This is a genomic window from Marinimicrobium agarilyticum DSM 16975 (genome assembly GCF_000423345.1).
Taxonomy (GTDB): Bacteria; Pseudomonadota; Gammaproteobacteria; order Pseudomonadales; family Cellvibrionaceae; genus Marinimicrobium; species Marinimicrobium agarilyticum.
Window position 1 is genome coordinate 1 of the sequence record NZ_AUHU01000010.1, and the last position, 12,272, is coordinate 12,272.

General features: G+C 56.6%; 16 protein-coding genes and 1 tRNA gene. 7 read left to right on the forward strand and 10 right to left on the reverse strand.

What is annotated here, in order from left to right; genetic code table 11:
* A partial coding sequence (locus tag G547_RS0111340) for a transposase (RefSeq protein ID WP_027330052.1) occupies positions 1 to 257 on the reverse strand: 257 nt, incomplete at its 3' end.
* Between the two features lie 280 nt (positions 258 to 537).
* On the opposite strand from G547_RS0111340, the gene G547_RS0111345 reads away from it, so the two are divergent.
* The 6 genes from G547_RS0111345 to G547_RS0111370 all read left to right on the forward strand — a co-directional run bounded on the left by G547_RS0111345 (position 538) and on the right by G547_RS0111370 (position 5,022).
* The gene (locus G547_RS0111345; protein WP_027329955.1) at positions 538 to 861 is read left to right on the forward strand and encodes a hypothetical protein; all 324 of its coding nucleotides are present in this window, start codon (positions 538 to 540) and stop codon (positions 859 to 861) included.
* Between the two features lie 57 nt (positions 862 to 918).
* Positions 919 to 1,878, forward strand: coding sequence for a DUF932 domain-containing protein (locus G547_RS0111350; RefSeq protein WP_027329956.1), 960 nt, complete (start codon positions 919 to 921; stop codon positions 1,876 to 1,878).
* A 91-nt stretch (positions 1,879 to 1,969) separates the two neighbouring features.
* Complete coding sequence (locus G547_RS0111355) at positions 1,970 to 2,971, forward strand: YqaJ viral recombinase family nuclease (protein ID WP_027329957.1); 1,002 nt, start codon at positions 1,970 to 1,972, stop codon at positions 2,969 to 2,971.
* A gap of 84 nt (positions 2,972 to 3,055) precedes the next feature.
* On the forward strand, positions 3,056 to 3,937 hold the full coding sequence (locus G547_RS0111360; protein WP_027329958.1) for a recombination directionality factor: 882 nt from the start codon (positions 3,056 to 3,058) through the stop codon (positions 3,935 to 3,937).
* Between the two features lie 84 nt (positions 3,938 to 4,021).
* Positions 4,022 to 4,531 (forward strand): RadC family protein, encoded by a 510-nt coding sequence (gene radC / locus G547_RS0111365; RefSeq protein ID WP_084645937.1) that lies wholly within the window; start codon positions 4,022 to 4,024, stop codon positions 4,529 to 4,531.
* Positions 4,532 to 4,653: 122 nt separating this feature from the next.
* Positions 4,654 to 5,022 (forward strand): hypothetical protein, encoded by a 369-nt coding sequence (locus G547_RS0111370; protein ID WP_027329960.1) that lies wholly within the window; start codon positions 4,654 to 4,656, stop codon positions 5,020 to 5,022.
* Between the two features lie 81 nt (positions 5,023 to 5,103).
* On the opposite strand, the gene G547_RS0111375 is transcribed toward G547_RS0111370, so the two are convergent.
* The 5 genes from G547_RS0111375 to G547_RS0111395 form a co-directional block, all read right to left on the reverse strand.
* Positions 5,104 to 5,610 (reverse strand): hypothetical protein, encoded by a 507-nt coding sequence (locus G547_RS0111375; RefSeq protein ID WP_027329961.1) that lies wholly within the window; start codon positions 5,608 to 5,610, stop codon positions 5,104 to 5,106.
* Positions 5,611 to 5,707: 97 nt separating this feature from the next.
* Positions 5,708 to 6,397 (reverse strand): inovirus Gp2 family protein, encoded by a 690-nt coding sequence (locus G547_RS0111380; RefSeq protein ID WP_027329962.1) that lies wholly within the window; start codon positions 6,395 to 6,397, stop codon positions 5,708 to 5,710.
* 349 nt (positions 6,398 to 6,746) lie between these two features.
* A complete protein-coding gene (locus G547_RS0111385) occupies positions 6,747 to 7,328 on the reverse strand; it encodes a hypothetical protein (protein WP_027329963.1) in 582 nt (193 codons plus the stop codon).
* Positions 7,325 to 7,903, reverse strand: coding sequence for an AHH domain-containing protein (locus G547_RS0111390; RefSeq protein WP_027329964.1), 579 nt, complete (start codon positions 7,901 to 7,903; stop codon positions 7,325 to 7,327). Before G547_RS0111390 ends, G547_RS0111385 begins: the two co-directional genes overlap by 4 nt.
* Before the next feature lie 233 nt (positions 7,904 to 8,136).
* Positions 8,137 to 8,352, reverse strand: a complete 216-nt coding sequence (locus G547_RS0111395) for a helix-turn-helix transcriptional regulator (protein WP_027329965.1) — start codon at positions 8,350 to 8,352, stop codon at positions 8,137 to 8,139.
* A 434-nt stretch (positions 8,353 to 8,786) separates the two neighbouring features.
* On the opposite strand from G547_RS0111395, the gene G547_RS0111400 reads away from it, so the two are divergent.
* Positions 8,787 to 9,482, forward strand: coding sequence for a hypothetical protein (locus G547_RS0111400; RefSeq protein WP_157209849.1), 696 nt, complete (start codon positions 8,787 to 8,789; stop codon positions 9,480 to 9,482).
* 43 nt (positions 9,483 to 9,525) lie between these two features.
* On the opposite strand, the gene G547_RS0111405 is transcribed toward G547_RS0111400, so the two are convergent.
* The 4 genes from G547_RS0111405 to tpiA form a co-directional block, all read right to left on the reverse strand.
* On the reverse strand, positions 9,526 to 10,761 hold the full coding sequence (locus G547_RS0111405) for a tyrosine-type recombinase/integrase (RefSeq protein WP_245573470.1): 1,236 nt from the start codon (positions 10,759 to 10,761) through the stop codon (positions 9,526 to 9,528).
* A 145-nt stretch (positions 10,762 to 10,906) separates the two neighbouring features.
* Positions 10,907 to 10,991: transfer RNA gene (locus tag G547_RS0111410), tRNA-Leu, on the reverse strand.
* Positions 10,992 to 11,028: 37 nt separating this feature from the next.
* Positions 11,029 to 11,403 carry a preprotein translocase subunit SecG gene (gene secG / locus G547_RS21150; protein ID WP_036188258.1) on the reverse strand — a complete coding sequence of 125 codons (375 nt, stop codon included), beginning with the start codon at positions 11,401 to 11,403 and terminating at the stop codon, positions 11,029 to 11,031.
* Positions 11,404 to 11,459: 56 nt separating this feature from the next.
* Positions 11,460 to 12,212 carry a triose-phosphate isomerase gene (gene tpiA, locus G547_RS0111420; protein ID WP_027329968.1) on the reverse strand — a complete coding sequence of 251 codons (753 nt, stop codon included), beginning with the start codon at positions 12,210 to 12,212 and terminating at the stop codon, positions 11,460 to 11,462.
* Between the last annotated feature and the right edge of the window lie 60 nt (positions 12,213 to 12,272).

A 12,272-nucleotide genomic window follows, 5' to 3' on the forward strand; every position in this document is an offset into this window, starting at 1 on the left:
TCCTTTTCCAGCTCGGCCTTCTCCCGGCGGAGCTTTCTAAGCTCAGCGCTTTCCTTCTTCGAATAATCGATCCCATCAACCGAGTTGAACTGTTTATCAGATAATCGGTTAAACTGACGTCTCCAGTTATATATCTGCTGTGGGCTTATTCCCAATTCTCTGGCGACCGAGGCCGTCGTGCAGCCTTCTTTCTGGGAGCGATTAACCGCTTCCCGGCGAAACTCTTCTGTGTAGGCTTGTCTCTTTTTACGTGCCATTTTGAACACCTCAATAGTGGTTTATCTAACTATAGAAGGTGTCCACCAATTGTGGGTAACACGGCACTATAACGCGGCACCGAAACCCACTCAAGGTAATGGATTGGGATTTGGGGGCGACAAAACCATAGTTATAAAAATCTGGCAAGGGCTTTTCATAGGGTTATCAGCACATTGCTAATACTGATCGGTACACACCAGCATTTTTCAAACCTATATCACCCCCATGACCCCGGCCCCAGCACGCCGGTAAACCCTGGTTGATATAGGAGATACGGCTATGCACACCGCATGCCCTCGATGTGATTCTCACCGCATTATTCAAACCCACTACGGCCGCAAGGTCGGTGGCACTGTTGGCACCACCGCTGGCGCGATCAGCGGAGCTGTAAGCGCCTCCAAGGGCGCCCGCTTGGGCTACACCGTCGGCGCTATTGCCGGTCCTACCGGCGCGGCATCCGGCGCCGTCCTGGGCGCCATTGTCGGCGGCCTCTCCGGCTGCGTGGTGGGCGTCAGGCTCGGCGAGAAGCTGGATGAGGACGTCCTGCAAGGCTATCGCTGTCTGGCCTGTGAACACCGTTTTTCGCCTCACCCCTCCTCTTGATCACTTTTTGCTCAGGTCGCTTCGGCGCCTGGGCCCTTTATGCCCTTGGAGAACACTATGGCACATTTAATCGACTCTATGGCCTATGTAGGCCAAGCCCCTTGGCACGGCCTGGGCCGTGAGCTGGACACCGGTCTACCCATTGATGACTGGGTCGTCCAGGCCGGGATGGACTGGGAGGTCCAGGAATCCCCGGTGCGTTTTATCGCCGGGCAGCGGGAGTACCTGGGGGAGATCAAGCCCTTCTCCGATCACAAGGTGCTCTACCGCTCGGACACCCACGATCCGCTGTCGGTGGTGGGCAGCCGGTACAAGGTGGTGCAGCCCCGGGAGATCCTGGAGTTCTACCGGGACCTGACCGAGCGCTCCGGCTTTGCGCTGGAGACGGCGGGCGTGCTCAAGGGCGGGCGCAAACTCTGGGCCCTGGCGCGCACCGGCCAATCCACCACCCTAAAAGGCAAGGACACCACCAACGGCTATGTGCTGCTGGCCACGGCTTGTGACGGCACCATGGCCACAACTGCTCAGTTCACCAGTGTGCGGGTGGTGTGCAACAACACCCTGGCAGTCGCGCTGGGTAGCGGCGCCGGTGCCGTGAAAGTGCCCCACCGCTCGGTGTTCGACGCTGAGGCCGTGAAGCGCTCGCTCGGCATTACCGTCTCGGCCTGGGACGATTTCATGTACCGGCTCAAGAGTCTGAGTAACCGCCCCGTCAAAGACAGCGAGGCCCGCAACTATTTGCTGCGGGTAATGGCCGACCCGGAGAAGGCCTCCATCAGCAAGGGCGCGGAGCGCAACATGGCGCGAGTGCAGGCCCTGTACGACGGCCAGGGGCTGGGCGCGGACCTCGCCTCCTCGCAAGGCACCGCCTATGGACTGCTCAATGCCGTAACGCAGTTTGTGGACCACGAGCGCCGGGCGCGCAGCCAAGACAATCGGTTGGATTCGGCGTGGTTCGGCCAGGGCGCAGCGTTGAAGAACAAGGCGCTGGACGAGGCGCTGTTGATGGTGGCCTGACCGTTCTCTATTACCCCTTCACTCACTCAAGACCATAAAGCCCCTGCCGCGCGATCGTGGCAGGGGCTTTTTGCGTTTAGGAGACTTGCTTATGAAAGCCCCAAGATTGAACACCCCCAAAGCACGGCCCGCGCTGCGCCTGGTATCCACCAAAGCCATGAGCCGGGAGCAGTGGCTCAAGGTACGCCAGACCGGCATTGGCGCGAGCGATGCCGCTGCGGCCGTGGGCCTGAACCCCTACCAGTCCCAATTGGAGCTGTGGATGATCAAGACCGGCCGGGAGGATCAACTGCCGAGCATCGACCCGGAGGATGACAGCACCCCCATGTACTGGGGCCACATCCTGGAGCCGATTGTGGCCACGCACTACACCAAGCGCACCGGCCACAAGGTGCGCCGGGTGAACTCGGTATTGCAGCACCCGGACAAAGACAAAGCCTGGATGCTGGCCAACCTGGATTACTCCGTCGTAGGCGCCTCCGATGTTCAGATCCTCGAGTGCAAAACCGCTGGAGAGTTTGGTGCGCGGTTGTGGCGAGACGGTGTGCCGGAGTATGTGGAGTGCCAGGTACAGCATCAATTGGCGGTCACCGGTAAAGCGGCCGCCGATGTTCGTGTGCTGCTCTGCGGCCAGGAGATCCAGATTCACCGCATTGAGCGGGACGAGGCTCTGATCGAACGGTTGATCGAGCTGGAGCGTCGTTTCTGGGAGTACGTGGAAACCGACACGCCGCCCCCGGCGGATGGTTCCGAGTCGGCCGGTGCCGCCTTGCGCTACCTCTACCCACACGACGATAACGAGACGGTGGATCTTACCGACGACCCGCACCTGTGCAACGTGTTCGACCAACTGGTCACCGCACGCCACAAGCTCAAGACCCTGGAGAAGCAGGAGTCGCTGTTAAAGCAAACGCTGCAACAGGTCATGGGCGAGGCAAGCCGGGCGACCTTTGCCAAAGGGTCGATTTCCTGGAAGCGCAGCAAGGATAGCCAGGTATTGGATATTGATGCCGTTCAGCGGGACCTGCCCGAGCTGATGCGCGAATACCGGATCACCCGCCCCGGCAGTCGACGGTTTTTGATTCGCTCCTGACTCCTTTCCCTTCTTGTTCCATTTATTCACGCACAACCGGGCGAGCCAGCTCTGGCCTGCCCGCACGCCTATGAGGACCACACCATGATTAAAGGCCTAGCGATTACCCCGCCGGTGATTGGCCGGATCAGTATTGGGCGCGTGACCGAGAAAAACGACATGCGCCTGCCGGAGAAAGACGACCAATTCACCTTAACCACCCAAGTGCAGCGCCCGGACGGTTGGGTGCTACATCCACTCGATGCCGAGCTGCGGGACCAGACCGAAAGCGGCAAGCTGCGGGTGATTCCCGTCACCCTGTCCTTCAACGATCCGGAGCTGAACTTCCGGGCGGAGTACACCCTGTTCGATCGCACCAACGGTCGCCCCGTGTGTGCCGGTGACGGCCAGCAGTGTCGCCGTCGCCACGACGAGAGCATAGAGCAACTGCCCTGCCCGGGCCCGACACACTGCGCCTTTGGCGCCAACGGCAAGTGCAAGCCCTATGGGCGGCTCAACGTAACGGTGGGCGATTACGACCCACTGGGTACCTTCATCTTCCGTACCACGGGCTTCAACAGCATCCGCACCCTGATGGCCCGGCTGATGTACTTCGACGCCGTCTCCGGCGGACTGCTCGCCTGCATGCCTCTGGAACTGCGCCTACGCGGCAAAAGCACCACCCAAAGCCACCGCGCACCCATCTACTACGTGGACCTGGGCATTCGGGAGGGGCTGACGCTGGAGCAGGCCATTGAGCAGGCCAGGCAAACCCATCAGGCGCGCGCGGCGTCCGGCTATGACCAGGATGCCCTGGATCAGGCGGCCCGCACGGCGTTGCTCAACTCGGAGTTCGAAGAAGACGACGAAGAGACCCCGGTCATTCTGGAGGAGTTCTATCCAGAGACACCGAAAGCACCCACTCCTAATAAGCCTCGACCACTCACCCTAGCGGACAAGCTTGAACAACGTGCTTCTGCGCAATAACCCCTTTCCCCCTTTGAACCGGCCCTTACTGAAACCGACAGCGTTGCATCGCTGCCGGGGGCCGCCCTGTATGAGGACATTCTCATGACTGACTGTAATGCCCCTGAGGCCCTGCCCTTCTACGCACCGGCTCACAAAGCCGATACCGAACACTGCCTGTCCGAAGCTCTGGTACTGGACTGGGCCGAGGTCATCCTTCACGAGCGCTTTTTGCGCAGCAACTACCTGGTCAGCCCCGACCTTGCCCGCAGCTACCTGCGGGTAGCGTTCGGCAAGGAAGACCGTGAAGTATTTGGCATGGTGTTGCTCGACAACCGCCATGGCGTGCTGGATATTACCAAGCTGTTCTACGGCACCATCGACGGCGCGTCCGTTCATCCCCGCGAGGTGGTGAAGACGGCGCTGAGCCACAACGCTGCAGCGGTGCTGCTGGTTCACAACCACCCCAGCGGTAATCCCGAGCCCAGTACCGCCGACCGGCGACTGACAGACCGGCTGAAAGAAGCCCTTCAGTTGGTGGGTGTTCGGGTCATTGACCATATGGTAATTGGGAGTGATGAGGTGGTGAGTTTTGCGGAGCGGGGATTGATTTGATCTTTCAAGTACTCCCAACTAGCCAACCCTTAGCCTCAACAGACCCTATCGCTTAAGGAGCCCCAGAATAACCACTGCAATTAAACCCTAGGACTAGTAATCAAACAAAGCGGAGAAATCCCATGAAACTAAAACTCACCGTTATCGCCTCAATGGCTTTTCTTGTGTCGGCCTGTTCTAACAGTGGTGCTCCTTCGTGCACTGACAGCGATCTCAAAGAAGATTTTTTAGCTAGTTACAAGCAGCAGTCCATTGATAATGTCACCAAATGGTTCAGTGAAGAGCGTGGCCAGAAGTATGACAGCGACTACACCTACTACCTAGAGAGTATTGTCACACACGAGAAAGACGAAGAGACCAACCGTTCTCTGTGTTTGGCTGAGCTCGTTAAGCACCACCACGAAACTGGGGGGAAAGAGAGAGAAAGCCTGTCCATTATGGCCTACCGTGATGAAGACGGCTCTCTCCTATATCGGGTCCAGAAGAACTAGGGGCGGGGACTTAAAGTCAAACATTTCCCGAGGAACGGACTCCTCGGATTAGCTAAGCTCTCATCGCCGCTTCACGCCGAATCATTGATGGGACACCCATGCCTCTGCCTCATCCGTCCCGGCATTCCAGGTCGCTAGAATGATATCCTCAAAGCACTCCTCTCCGAGGCGGCCTGGATAGCCGAGTAGCGCTACCACCTCTTTTTGGATGTACCAGCGCTGGCTGTAAATCGGCCTTCCCGATTTGTTGTCATGTAGCCGCTCCCATGACAAATAAGCCCGTACCGACTTTTCCGGAACAACATACCGTTTTGGATCTATGCGCCGCAAACGGCTGTTCGTTCTGGCAATTACTGCGTGATAGATACGCTCTACTATCTGATGTCGCCAAGAGCCCTCTCCCAGGCTCTCGTAGTCCGGGAATTCGGTGATGATATCCACCGTAATGAATGAATCACCTATTTTTTTTAGCCATTTCTCTCTCTTTTCCCGGCAAGCCTTATGTTCAGCGCCGCTAACGTTCTCGACGAATACGTTATTCAGCGGGGTGACGGTTCCGGTCGCTACGGTTTGATAATCAGTGTTCATGATGGGCTCCTGTAAATACGTCTACATATCTACAGGGTTGCCCGTACAGATTTACTACTCTCGGGCATAAGGGCGCCAGTGAGGCGCCCATCCTTAATTACCAAAAGCTTCTTCTGATGGACACCTGGCTGGTCCGGAATGAGTGTAAGCGATCGTCAAAGCGCTTGGTTGCTGCTTTGGTCAAGTAGCTCCCTCTCAGAAACAACTCTTGTAGCTCCCACTCCACCCCTCGGCGCAAAAGGTACTGACCGTGATGCGGAAAGTAAGCCAAGCCTTTCCCTTCCAGCTCCGGCAGCATCAAGGCATTCGCCCAGGACTCGGTAATGAGGTTGTACAGGTTATCTCCCCCGTAGTTGAAACTACCCAATCTATTGAAGGCATGACCGTTTAACAGAATCAGTAGGTGAAAGTGGGGCTTGGCCTCTCCTGCTTTGTATTCACGTGCCCAGGCATAGCGGAGGTTGGCCGGGTGCATGCGATGCTCCCTATCCTCGTATCGAGAGAGTTTGTATTTGAGTACATCCCAAAAACGCCGGATATAGCTGTTGCCCAGCGCCTCTCCCTCAAGCGGCCAGTACGCCGCCGGAAACCTTAAGTCGACCCTAACGGCGAATATACGGCTATTGTCCATCAGCGCTTCTTGAACAACCTGATAGAGCCGTTCCAAGTATTCTTCAATGAGGGGACCACGGCTTACCTGCACTGGCAAGCCTCGGTAGTAGTGTTCGTGAAATAGGTTCAGGTGACCTTGCTTGGTGTTCTGGTCGTCTGTTGGCGTGTTGCTCATGCTTACCTCCGGTGGGTATGTGTGTTAGTTACATACCGTGAGGAGGTGTTGTCAGCTTTTACTGTGTTTTCTCCCTGCTCTGCTCTCTCCCATCATCGACGTCAATTAGGGCTGCTGTTGGGGCAGCCCATTACTCCGCTGCTACCCCCTATTCATGCTTACTATCGTGCATGATTCTACCTGCACTGGTGGGCGTATATTATTATTTCCCTACACTCCCTTCCGGTCGGACACTAGGCGGAGACTGAATCCCAGATATTGGATTCCAGTAAAACACTGGCAATTGCGGACTAAGGACCATTTTGAAGAGTTTTTGGAAAAGCCACCGATAAGTGGGGGTGCAATCTGATTACTGAACCGACCCGAACGACTCCCCGACGGGGTTGGACACATCGGGACTAAAAGTCACGCCTGTCAAGCCTTCCGCGATGCTGAGGTCCCTTAATCGCTCTCCGCAAAAGACCCCCTTATAGAGGTCCAGATTGGTCTTGAACACCGAGACGCTGGCCAGCCTTTCCTCGTCGAAAGCGAAATGAGCAAGGTTCCCGTGCTCATCATAGGCGATCACAGACTGAATAGCTGCATCGTGCTGCTCCGCCGTGGCAGTGGGGTTGAAAATGTACCCTTTGCGGCCACCGAACGTCACCGGCAGACACTCCCCGTTCTGTTCCAGCAGCTCGCCCAGGACCGAAAACGCTCTTTCGGACAGGAATAGCCGCCCGAAGTTTTCCGACACGTCCGGCACTTCAGTCGCCTTGGAGCCCTCACAGGGGCGAAACTCAATCTCCAGCGGTTTCCAGACCTCCTGGTAAGGCTTGGGCTCAGCGTTAAAGGCAAAGGTGCCATGCTCCTCTCCCAGCTTGGCCATAGACTCCACAGGGGGAATGACATGCATCAGGTATGACTCATCGTGCAGAATTCGGTAGATCATTTGAGTTGGCTCGCTGGAAGCATCACGTAACTGGGAAAGCTGGAGGTCTGGAGCTTGAAGCGGATCATGCGTAGCGCCTCGGCCAGAGAGCGGTCGTCCTTGATCCGCACATGGTCAATGATTGTGCCCAGCCAACGGTAGTAACCGTTCCGGTGGATGCGGCTGTGGGGGATGGCTTGATTTAGGTGTCTAGGCATATGGGGCTTCGCCGCCGTATTGTGGGGGAGCCAGGCGCCGTTCAGCGGGAAATCGATTCTCATCTTCACCCAGGCCATAACCGCTCGCATCGGCACTGATCTGGGGTCCTTACCGGCGATGATGGCGTGACAGTCACACTTCTGGCTGGGCCTGGGATCTCCGTTGGCCGCCATATGGCGAGCTAGGCGCTTGCAGTCGTGGCTCTCGTTCATGAGCTGCTCGAAGGTCATTCCCCGGCCCTTGGCCTCATATTCCGCCAATCCCCGCTGGACTTGAGAGAGGGTTTTCAGGTGGTTCCAGTCCAGCAGACTGGGCTGTTCTTTGTTGGCGAAGTTGCTGATGGCGTGGTCAACAACGTGCTCGTGGGGTAACGGCATACACAGGTCCCTTTTGTGGTCTCCAGAGCCGGAAAGTTTGTCCGAAGAAGTCCAAGGTTGCAACGAGCCATAATCTGCCAAATTCACGGATGTGAAGACCGTCACACAGCCTTTCTCTGCGATGGACGCATCTAGCGTCATAGGGTGGGGCTCAGCCCCACCCTATGACACGTGCTCAACCAACCCACATTGGTTTCTGATCACATTTCAACGACTTGCCCAGGGCCGCCGGCTCAGGCAACTGCTCGGTCGGCGAATGCCGGCTTGTTCTGGTCCCGCTCCTCAATCCGGGCTAGCACCCAGTCGTGGACCTCCTGGTCTACCCAGGCAACGGCCCGTCCTCCTAAAGAGACTGACCGAGGGAATAGCCCGTCTTCGATGTATTTATAGATAGTGGACCGGCTCAGACCGGTCAGCTCAATGACTTCTTTGAGGCGTAAAAATCTCATGGTGGACTCCTGTAAATCCGTTCATGAGATGTGCCTCATCAGTACGGAATTACGCACCAAATCGAGGGACCTTTATTCATTCCCAATTATTCTTAGTAAAATCATAGGCACACCCTAGTAAAATTGCGGCTTATAGAACGAATCATTTATTATTTAATCTTGTATAGATCTGTCATATTACCGCTATATGCTACATTCAATAATGCTAAGATGATTGTTGAATGAACCTAATTAGTCACCTATAGATATAACTTAAAGGCATAAAAATGGGAATCACTAGAGATGACGCTCCAGAGGAAGAACGCTTCATTGGGCCCATTAACCATCGGGAGTCAACTTGGCTCTGGGTAGCTTTGCTAAAGCGGCAGATGCCAATGCAAGAGGAAAGGTTTGGAACCTTGTTTAGCCGACGGGAGCACATTGGGTCGCAACTATTGACCTTACCCAACCCGCACGCAGCGAAAGCTGAGCTGATGGGTGAGATGCGTTCTCACATTGTTCCGAGCGGAGAGCTCGATTGGATTCAAGATGATTCGAGGCTGCTAACGTGGCTGGAGTGGCGACTATCGAAGGAAAGTAGCTACAGTGGTTTTCACTTGCCAGCACAGCTCCCACTCAAGGACCGCCTCATCGCAGCAATCGATACCGCTGAGACCGGCCTCCAACTCAAGAAAGCCACAATGGCACAGCTCCGAGGTGAGTGGTCCACTCTCTTGACCGACAAAAGCTGGGAGATTTGGTGCCAAGAGAGCAAAGCAGAAAAAGCGTGGTTTGCATGGACCTGGCTAAATCGGCAGAAAATGGCTTGGGGACGCAAAGCACCAACCAGCGACAACGACGTCTTTACATGCGTGCTGTCGGCCTTCGACTGCTCCAACTACACAACCAAGGAAAAGGCATACTTTTTGGAGAAAATAAAGAGAGGTTGGAGCCAGCATAAATACCAGGAAAAGCAAAAAAAGGAGGGCAAAAAGCAATACAATTTTAGCCTCAACCAGGACACAAACGAGAAGATTCACCGGCTGTCAGAGGAGCTGGGGATACACCGGAACCAATTGATCCAGCTACTGGTCGACGGTGAGTTCAAAGAGCGTTACTACTCCTCCAAGCACCCACCGCACAGCATCTAAGGAGCGATGAATCACAGATCGCTTCGCGATAGAACGCGAACACCTAAACCCCTCTTACTCCATCAAGATAATCGGCCCACCACTGCATCATCGTGGCCCTCTCCTCCAGATACTCAGCTTGGTGTGTGTAGGCGGCGCGCACACCGTTCCGCTCCTGGTGGGAGAGCTGGCGTTCAATGGCGTCGGGCTTGAAGCCCTCCTCGTTGAGGATTGAAGATGCCGTGGCCCGGAAACCATGAGGCACCGCCTTGCTCTTGCCTGGCGTTTTACCGTCATAGCCCATTTTGAAGATGGCCCGCCTCATCGTGTTGTCGCTCATGCATTCGGTACGGCGCCGCTCTGAGGGGAACAGCAGCGAATATTTACCGGTTATTGGGCGTATGGCTTCTATGACGCCTATTGCCTGCCGAGACAGCGGGACAATGTGAGGGGTACCCATTTTCATGCGCTCGGCTGGAATGTGCCAGACGGCGCCCTTTAGGTCGAACTCGTCCCACCGGGCGCCTCGCAGCTCACCAGAGCGCACGAACGTGAGGACCAGCAGCTTGATGGCAAGCTTGGTGAGCAGCCGGCCACGCAGTTCGTAGGTTTCCAGCTCCTGCAGGAAGCCCGGCAGCTCTTCTCGTCCCAATGCGGGCCTGTGTGACCGTTTCCGGGATTTAAGTACACCCCCAAGGTCACCCGCCGGGTTGTTGGTCAGCAGGCCCATATGGGTGGCGTAGCGGCATACTCGCCGGATATCTTGCTGGACACGGGACGCGACATCCAGGGAGCCCCGGCCCTCAATCTTCCGTATGACCTCGATAATGTCTTGTGGCCGAATTTCGGAGATGAGCAGATGGCCGATATGGGGCACAACGTCGTTTTCCATTCGTCCCCAGATCCGATCCGCGTGGTCTTCGGTCCAGGTACCTTTTTGTTGCTCCCACCAGTCGCGAGCCAGGTTTGAAAACCGGTTGGTGTCCGTCACGACCGCCTCGGCGCGCTTGCGGCGTTTTTCCTGAGCAGGGTCACGACCATCAAGCAGTTGACGCCGGGCCTCATCCAGCGCGCCTCTGGCGTCCTTGAGCCCAACCAACGGGTAAGTACCCATGGCCAGCGTTTTACGCTTGCTGGCAAACCGATAGTTGTACCGCCAGCATTTGGTGCCGTTAGCCTGTACCAGCAGGTAGAGGCCGTTTCCGTCGGTGAGCTTGTAGGCCTTACGGTCCGCCTTGGGTTTGGCGTTTTTGACCTTGGCGTCTGTGAGCATTTGGGCAGGCATGGCGGTATCACTCAAAATTGAACCCTGATACCGCCAACGATACCGCCAGAGGGGTCGGATGGCAATGGATTTTACCGGACGCTAACGGACTGAAAAGACACAAAAAAGCCCCGCATGGCGGGGCTTTTAGGACGATACCGGACGGTATCGGATGTTGAAATGGTGCCCAAGGCCGGACTTGAACCGGCACGGCTTGCGCCACTACCCCCTCAAGATAGCGTGTCTACCAATTCCACCACTTGGGCATAATAAGGGGTCAATCTAACTACTTGTTTAACTTGCTTAGTTTGAAGATTCCGGTACTTCGGGCACTTCGTCCGCCGGGGCGGTTGAGCTGCCCTCTACCTGAGGAACTTCTGATTCTTCCGCGGCGGGGGCACCCTGCTCTACCGCTGACGGGATGTCGGCGTCGCCTGCGACACCGGCTTTGTTTTTGGCGATGATGGCCAAGCCAAAGCTGGTGGCGAAGAACACGACGGCGAAGATCGCCGTCATGCGGGTGAAGAAGCTGCCGCCGCCCTGGCTACCGAATACGGTTTGCGAGGCGCCTGCACCGAAGGAAGCACCGGCGACCGCGCCCTTGCCCTGCTGAAGCAGAATCAGAGCGATGATGGCCAGGGCTGCCAATACGTGTACCGCGAGAACGAGGTTTTCCATGGTATTTCTCTTCTCTCTAAGCAATAACGCTCCGGGAGCGTTTCAAAGCCACCGCATCAAGCGGCGGCTTTGCAAATGGCGACAAAGTCGTCGGCGTTTAATGAAGCGCCGCCGAGTAAGGCTCCGTCAATATCCGGCAGTGCGAACAGTTGTTCGGCATTACCCGGCTTGACGCTGCCTCCGTACAGTATCTGCGTTTGTGGCCCCAACTTGCCCAGTTCGGCGCGAATGAAGCGATGCACTTCTTCCGCCTGCTCCGGGCTGGCCACTTTTCCGGTTCCTACGGCCCATACTGGCTCATAGGCCACCACGGCGTGCTCGAAGGCCTCAAGGCCGACTCGCTCCACCACGACCCTCAACTGGCGGCCGATGGTTTCCAGTGCCTGGCCGGCGTCCCGCTCTTGCTCGGACTCTCCCACACAAAGGATGGGTGTCAGCCCGACCTGAAGCGCGGCGTGAAACTTATCCGCCACCTGGGCGTCGGTTTCCACCTGCATCCGGCGCCGTTCATTGTGACCGACGATCACATAACGGCAGCCTACATCCACCAGCATCTCCCCAGAAACCTCTCCGGTGAAGGCGCCCGCGTCGTGTTCGTTGACGGTTTGGGCTCCCAGCTCAACCACGCTGTCTTTCAGCGCTTGAGCCGCTTGGCTGAGGTAGACAAACGGAGGACACACGGCGGTATCCACATTGCCCTTACCTTCACCAGCGACAGGCCACTGGGTGGTGATGCCTTTCAGCAACGCGGCATTATCGGCCAGGTTACCGTTCATTTTCCAGTTGCCGACGACCAAGCGGCGGCGTATTGTTCTCTCGTTCAAGGGGTCCCCCTTAAAGCGGGCGCCAATGTTAGCGAAGTTGGGGGG

Excerpts from the sequence above, each read along its gene's own strand:
- G547_RS0111345 (WP_027329955.1), top strand. The coding sequence starts at position 538 with ATGCACACCGCATGCCCTCGATGTGATTCTCACCGCATTATTCAAACC.
- G547_RS0111350 (WP_027329956.1), top strand. The coding sequence starts at position 919 with ATGGCACATTTAATCGACTCTATGGCCTATGTAGGCCAAGCCCCTTGG.
- G547_RS0111355 (WP_027329957.1), top strand. The coding sequence starts at position 1,970 with ATGAAAGCCCCAAGATTGAACACCCCCAAAGCACGGCCCGCGCTGCGC.
- G547_RS0111360 (WP_027329958.1), top strand. The coding sequence starts at position 3,056 with ATGATTAAAGGCCTAGCGATTACCCCGCCGGTGATTGGCCGGATCAGT.
- radC (WP_084645937.1), top strand. The coding sequence starts at position 4,022 with ATGACTGACTGTAATGCCCCTGAGGCCCTGCCCTTCTACGCACCGGCT.
- G547_RS0111370 (WP_027329960.1), top strand. The coding sequence starts at position 4,654 with ATGAAACTAAAACTCACCGTTATCGCCTCAATGGCTTTTCTTGTGTCG.
- G547_RS0111375 (WP_027329961.1), bottom strand. The coding sequence starts at position 5,610 with ATGAACACTGATTATCAAACCGTAGCGACCGGAACCGTCACCCCGCTG.
- G547_RS0111380 (WP_027329962.1), bottom strand. The coding sequence starts at position 6,397 with ATGAGCAACACGCCAACAGACGACCAGAACACCAAGCAAGGTCACCTG.
- G547_RS0111385 (WP_027329963.1), bottom strand. The coding sequence starts at position 7,328 with ATGATCTACCGAATTCTGCACGATGAGTCATACCTGATGCATGTCATT.
- G547_RS0111390 (WP_027329964.1), bottom strand. The coding sequence starts at position 7,903 with ATGCCGTTACCCCACGAGCACGTTGTTGACCACGCCATCAGCAACTTC.
- G547_RS0111395 (WP_027329965.1), bottom strand. The coding sequence starts at position 8,352 with ATGAGATTTTTACGCCTCAAAGAAGTCATTGAGCTGACCGGTCTGAGC.
- secG (WP_036188258.1), bottom strand. The coding sequence starts at position 11,403 with ATGGAAAACCTCGTTCTCGCGGTACACGTATTGGCAGCCCTGGCCATC.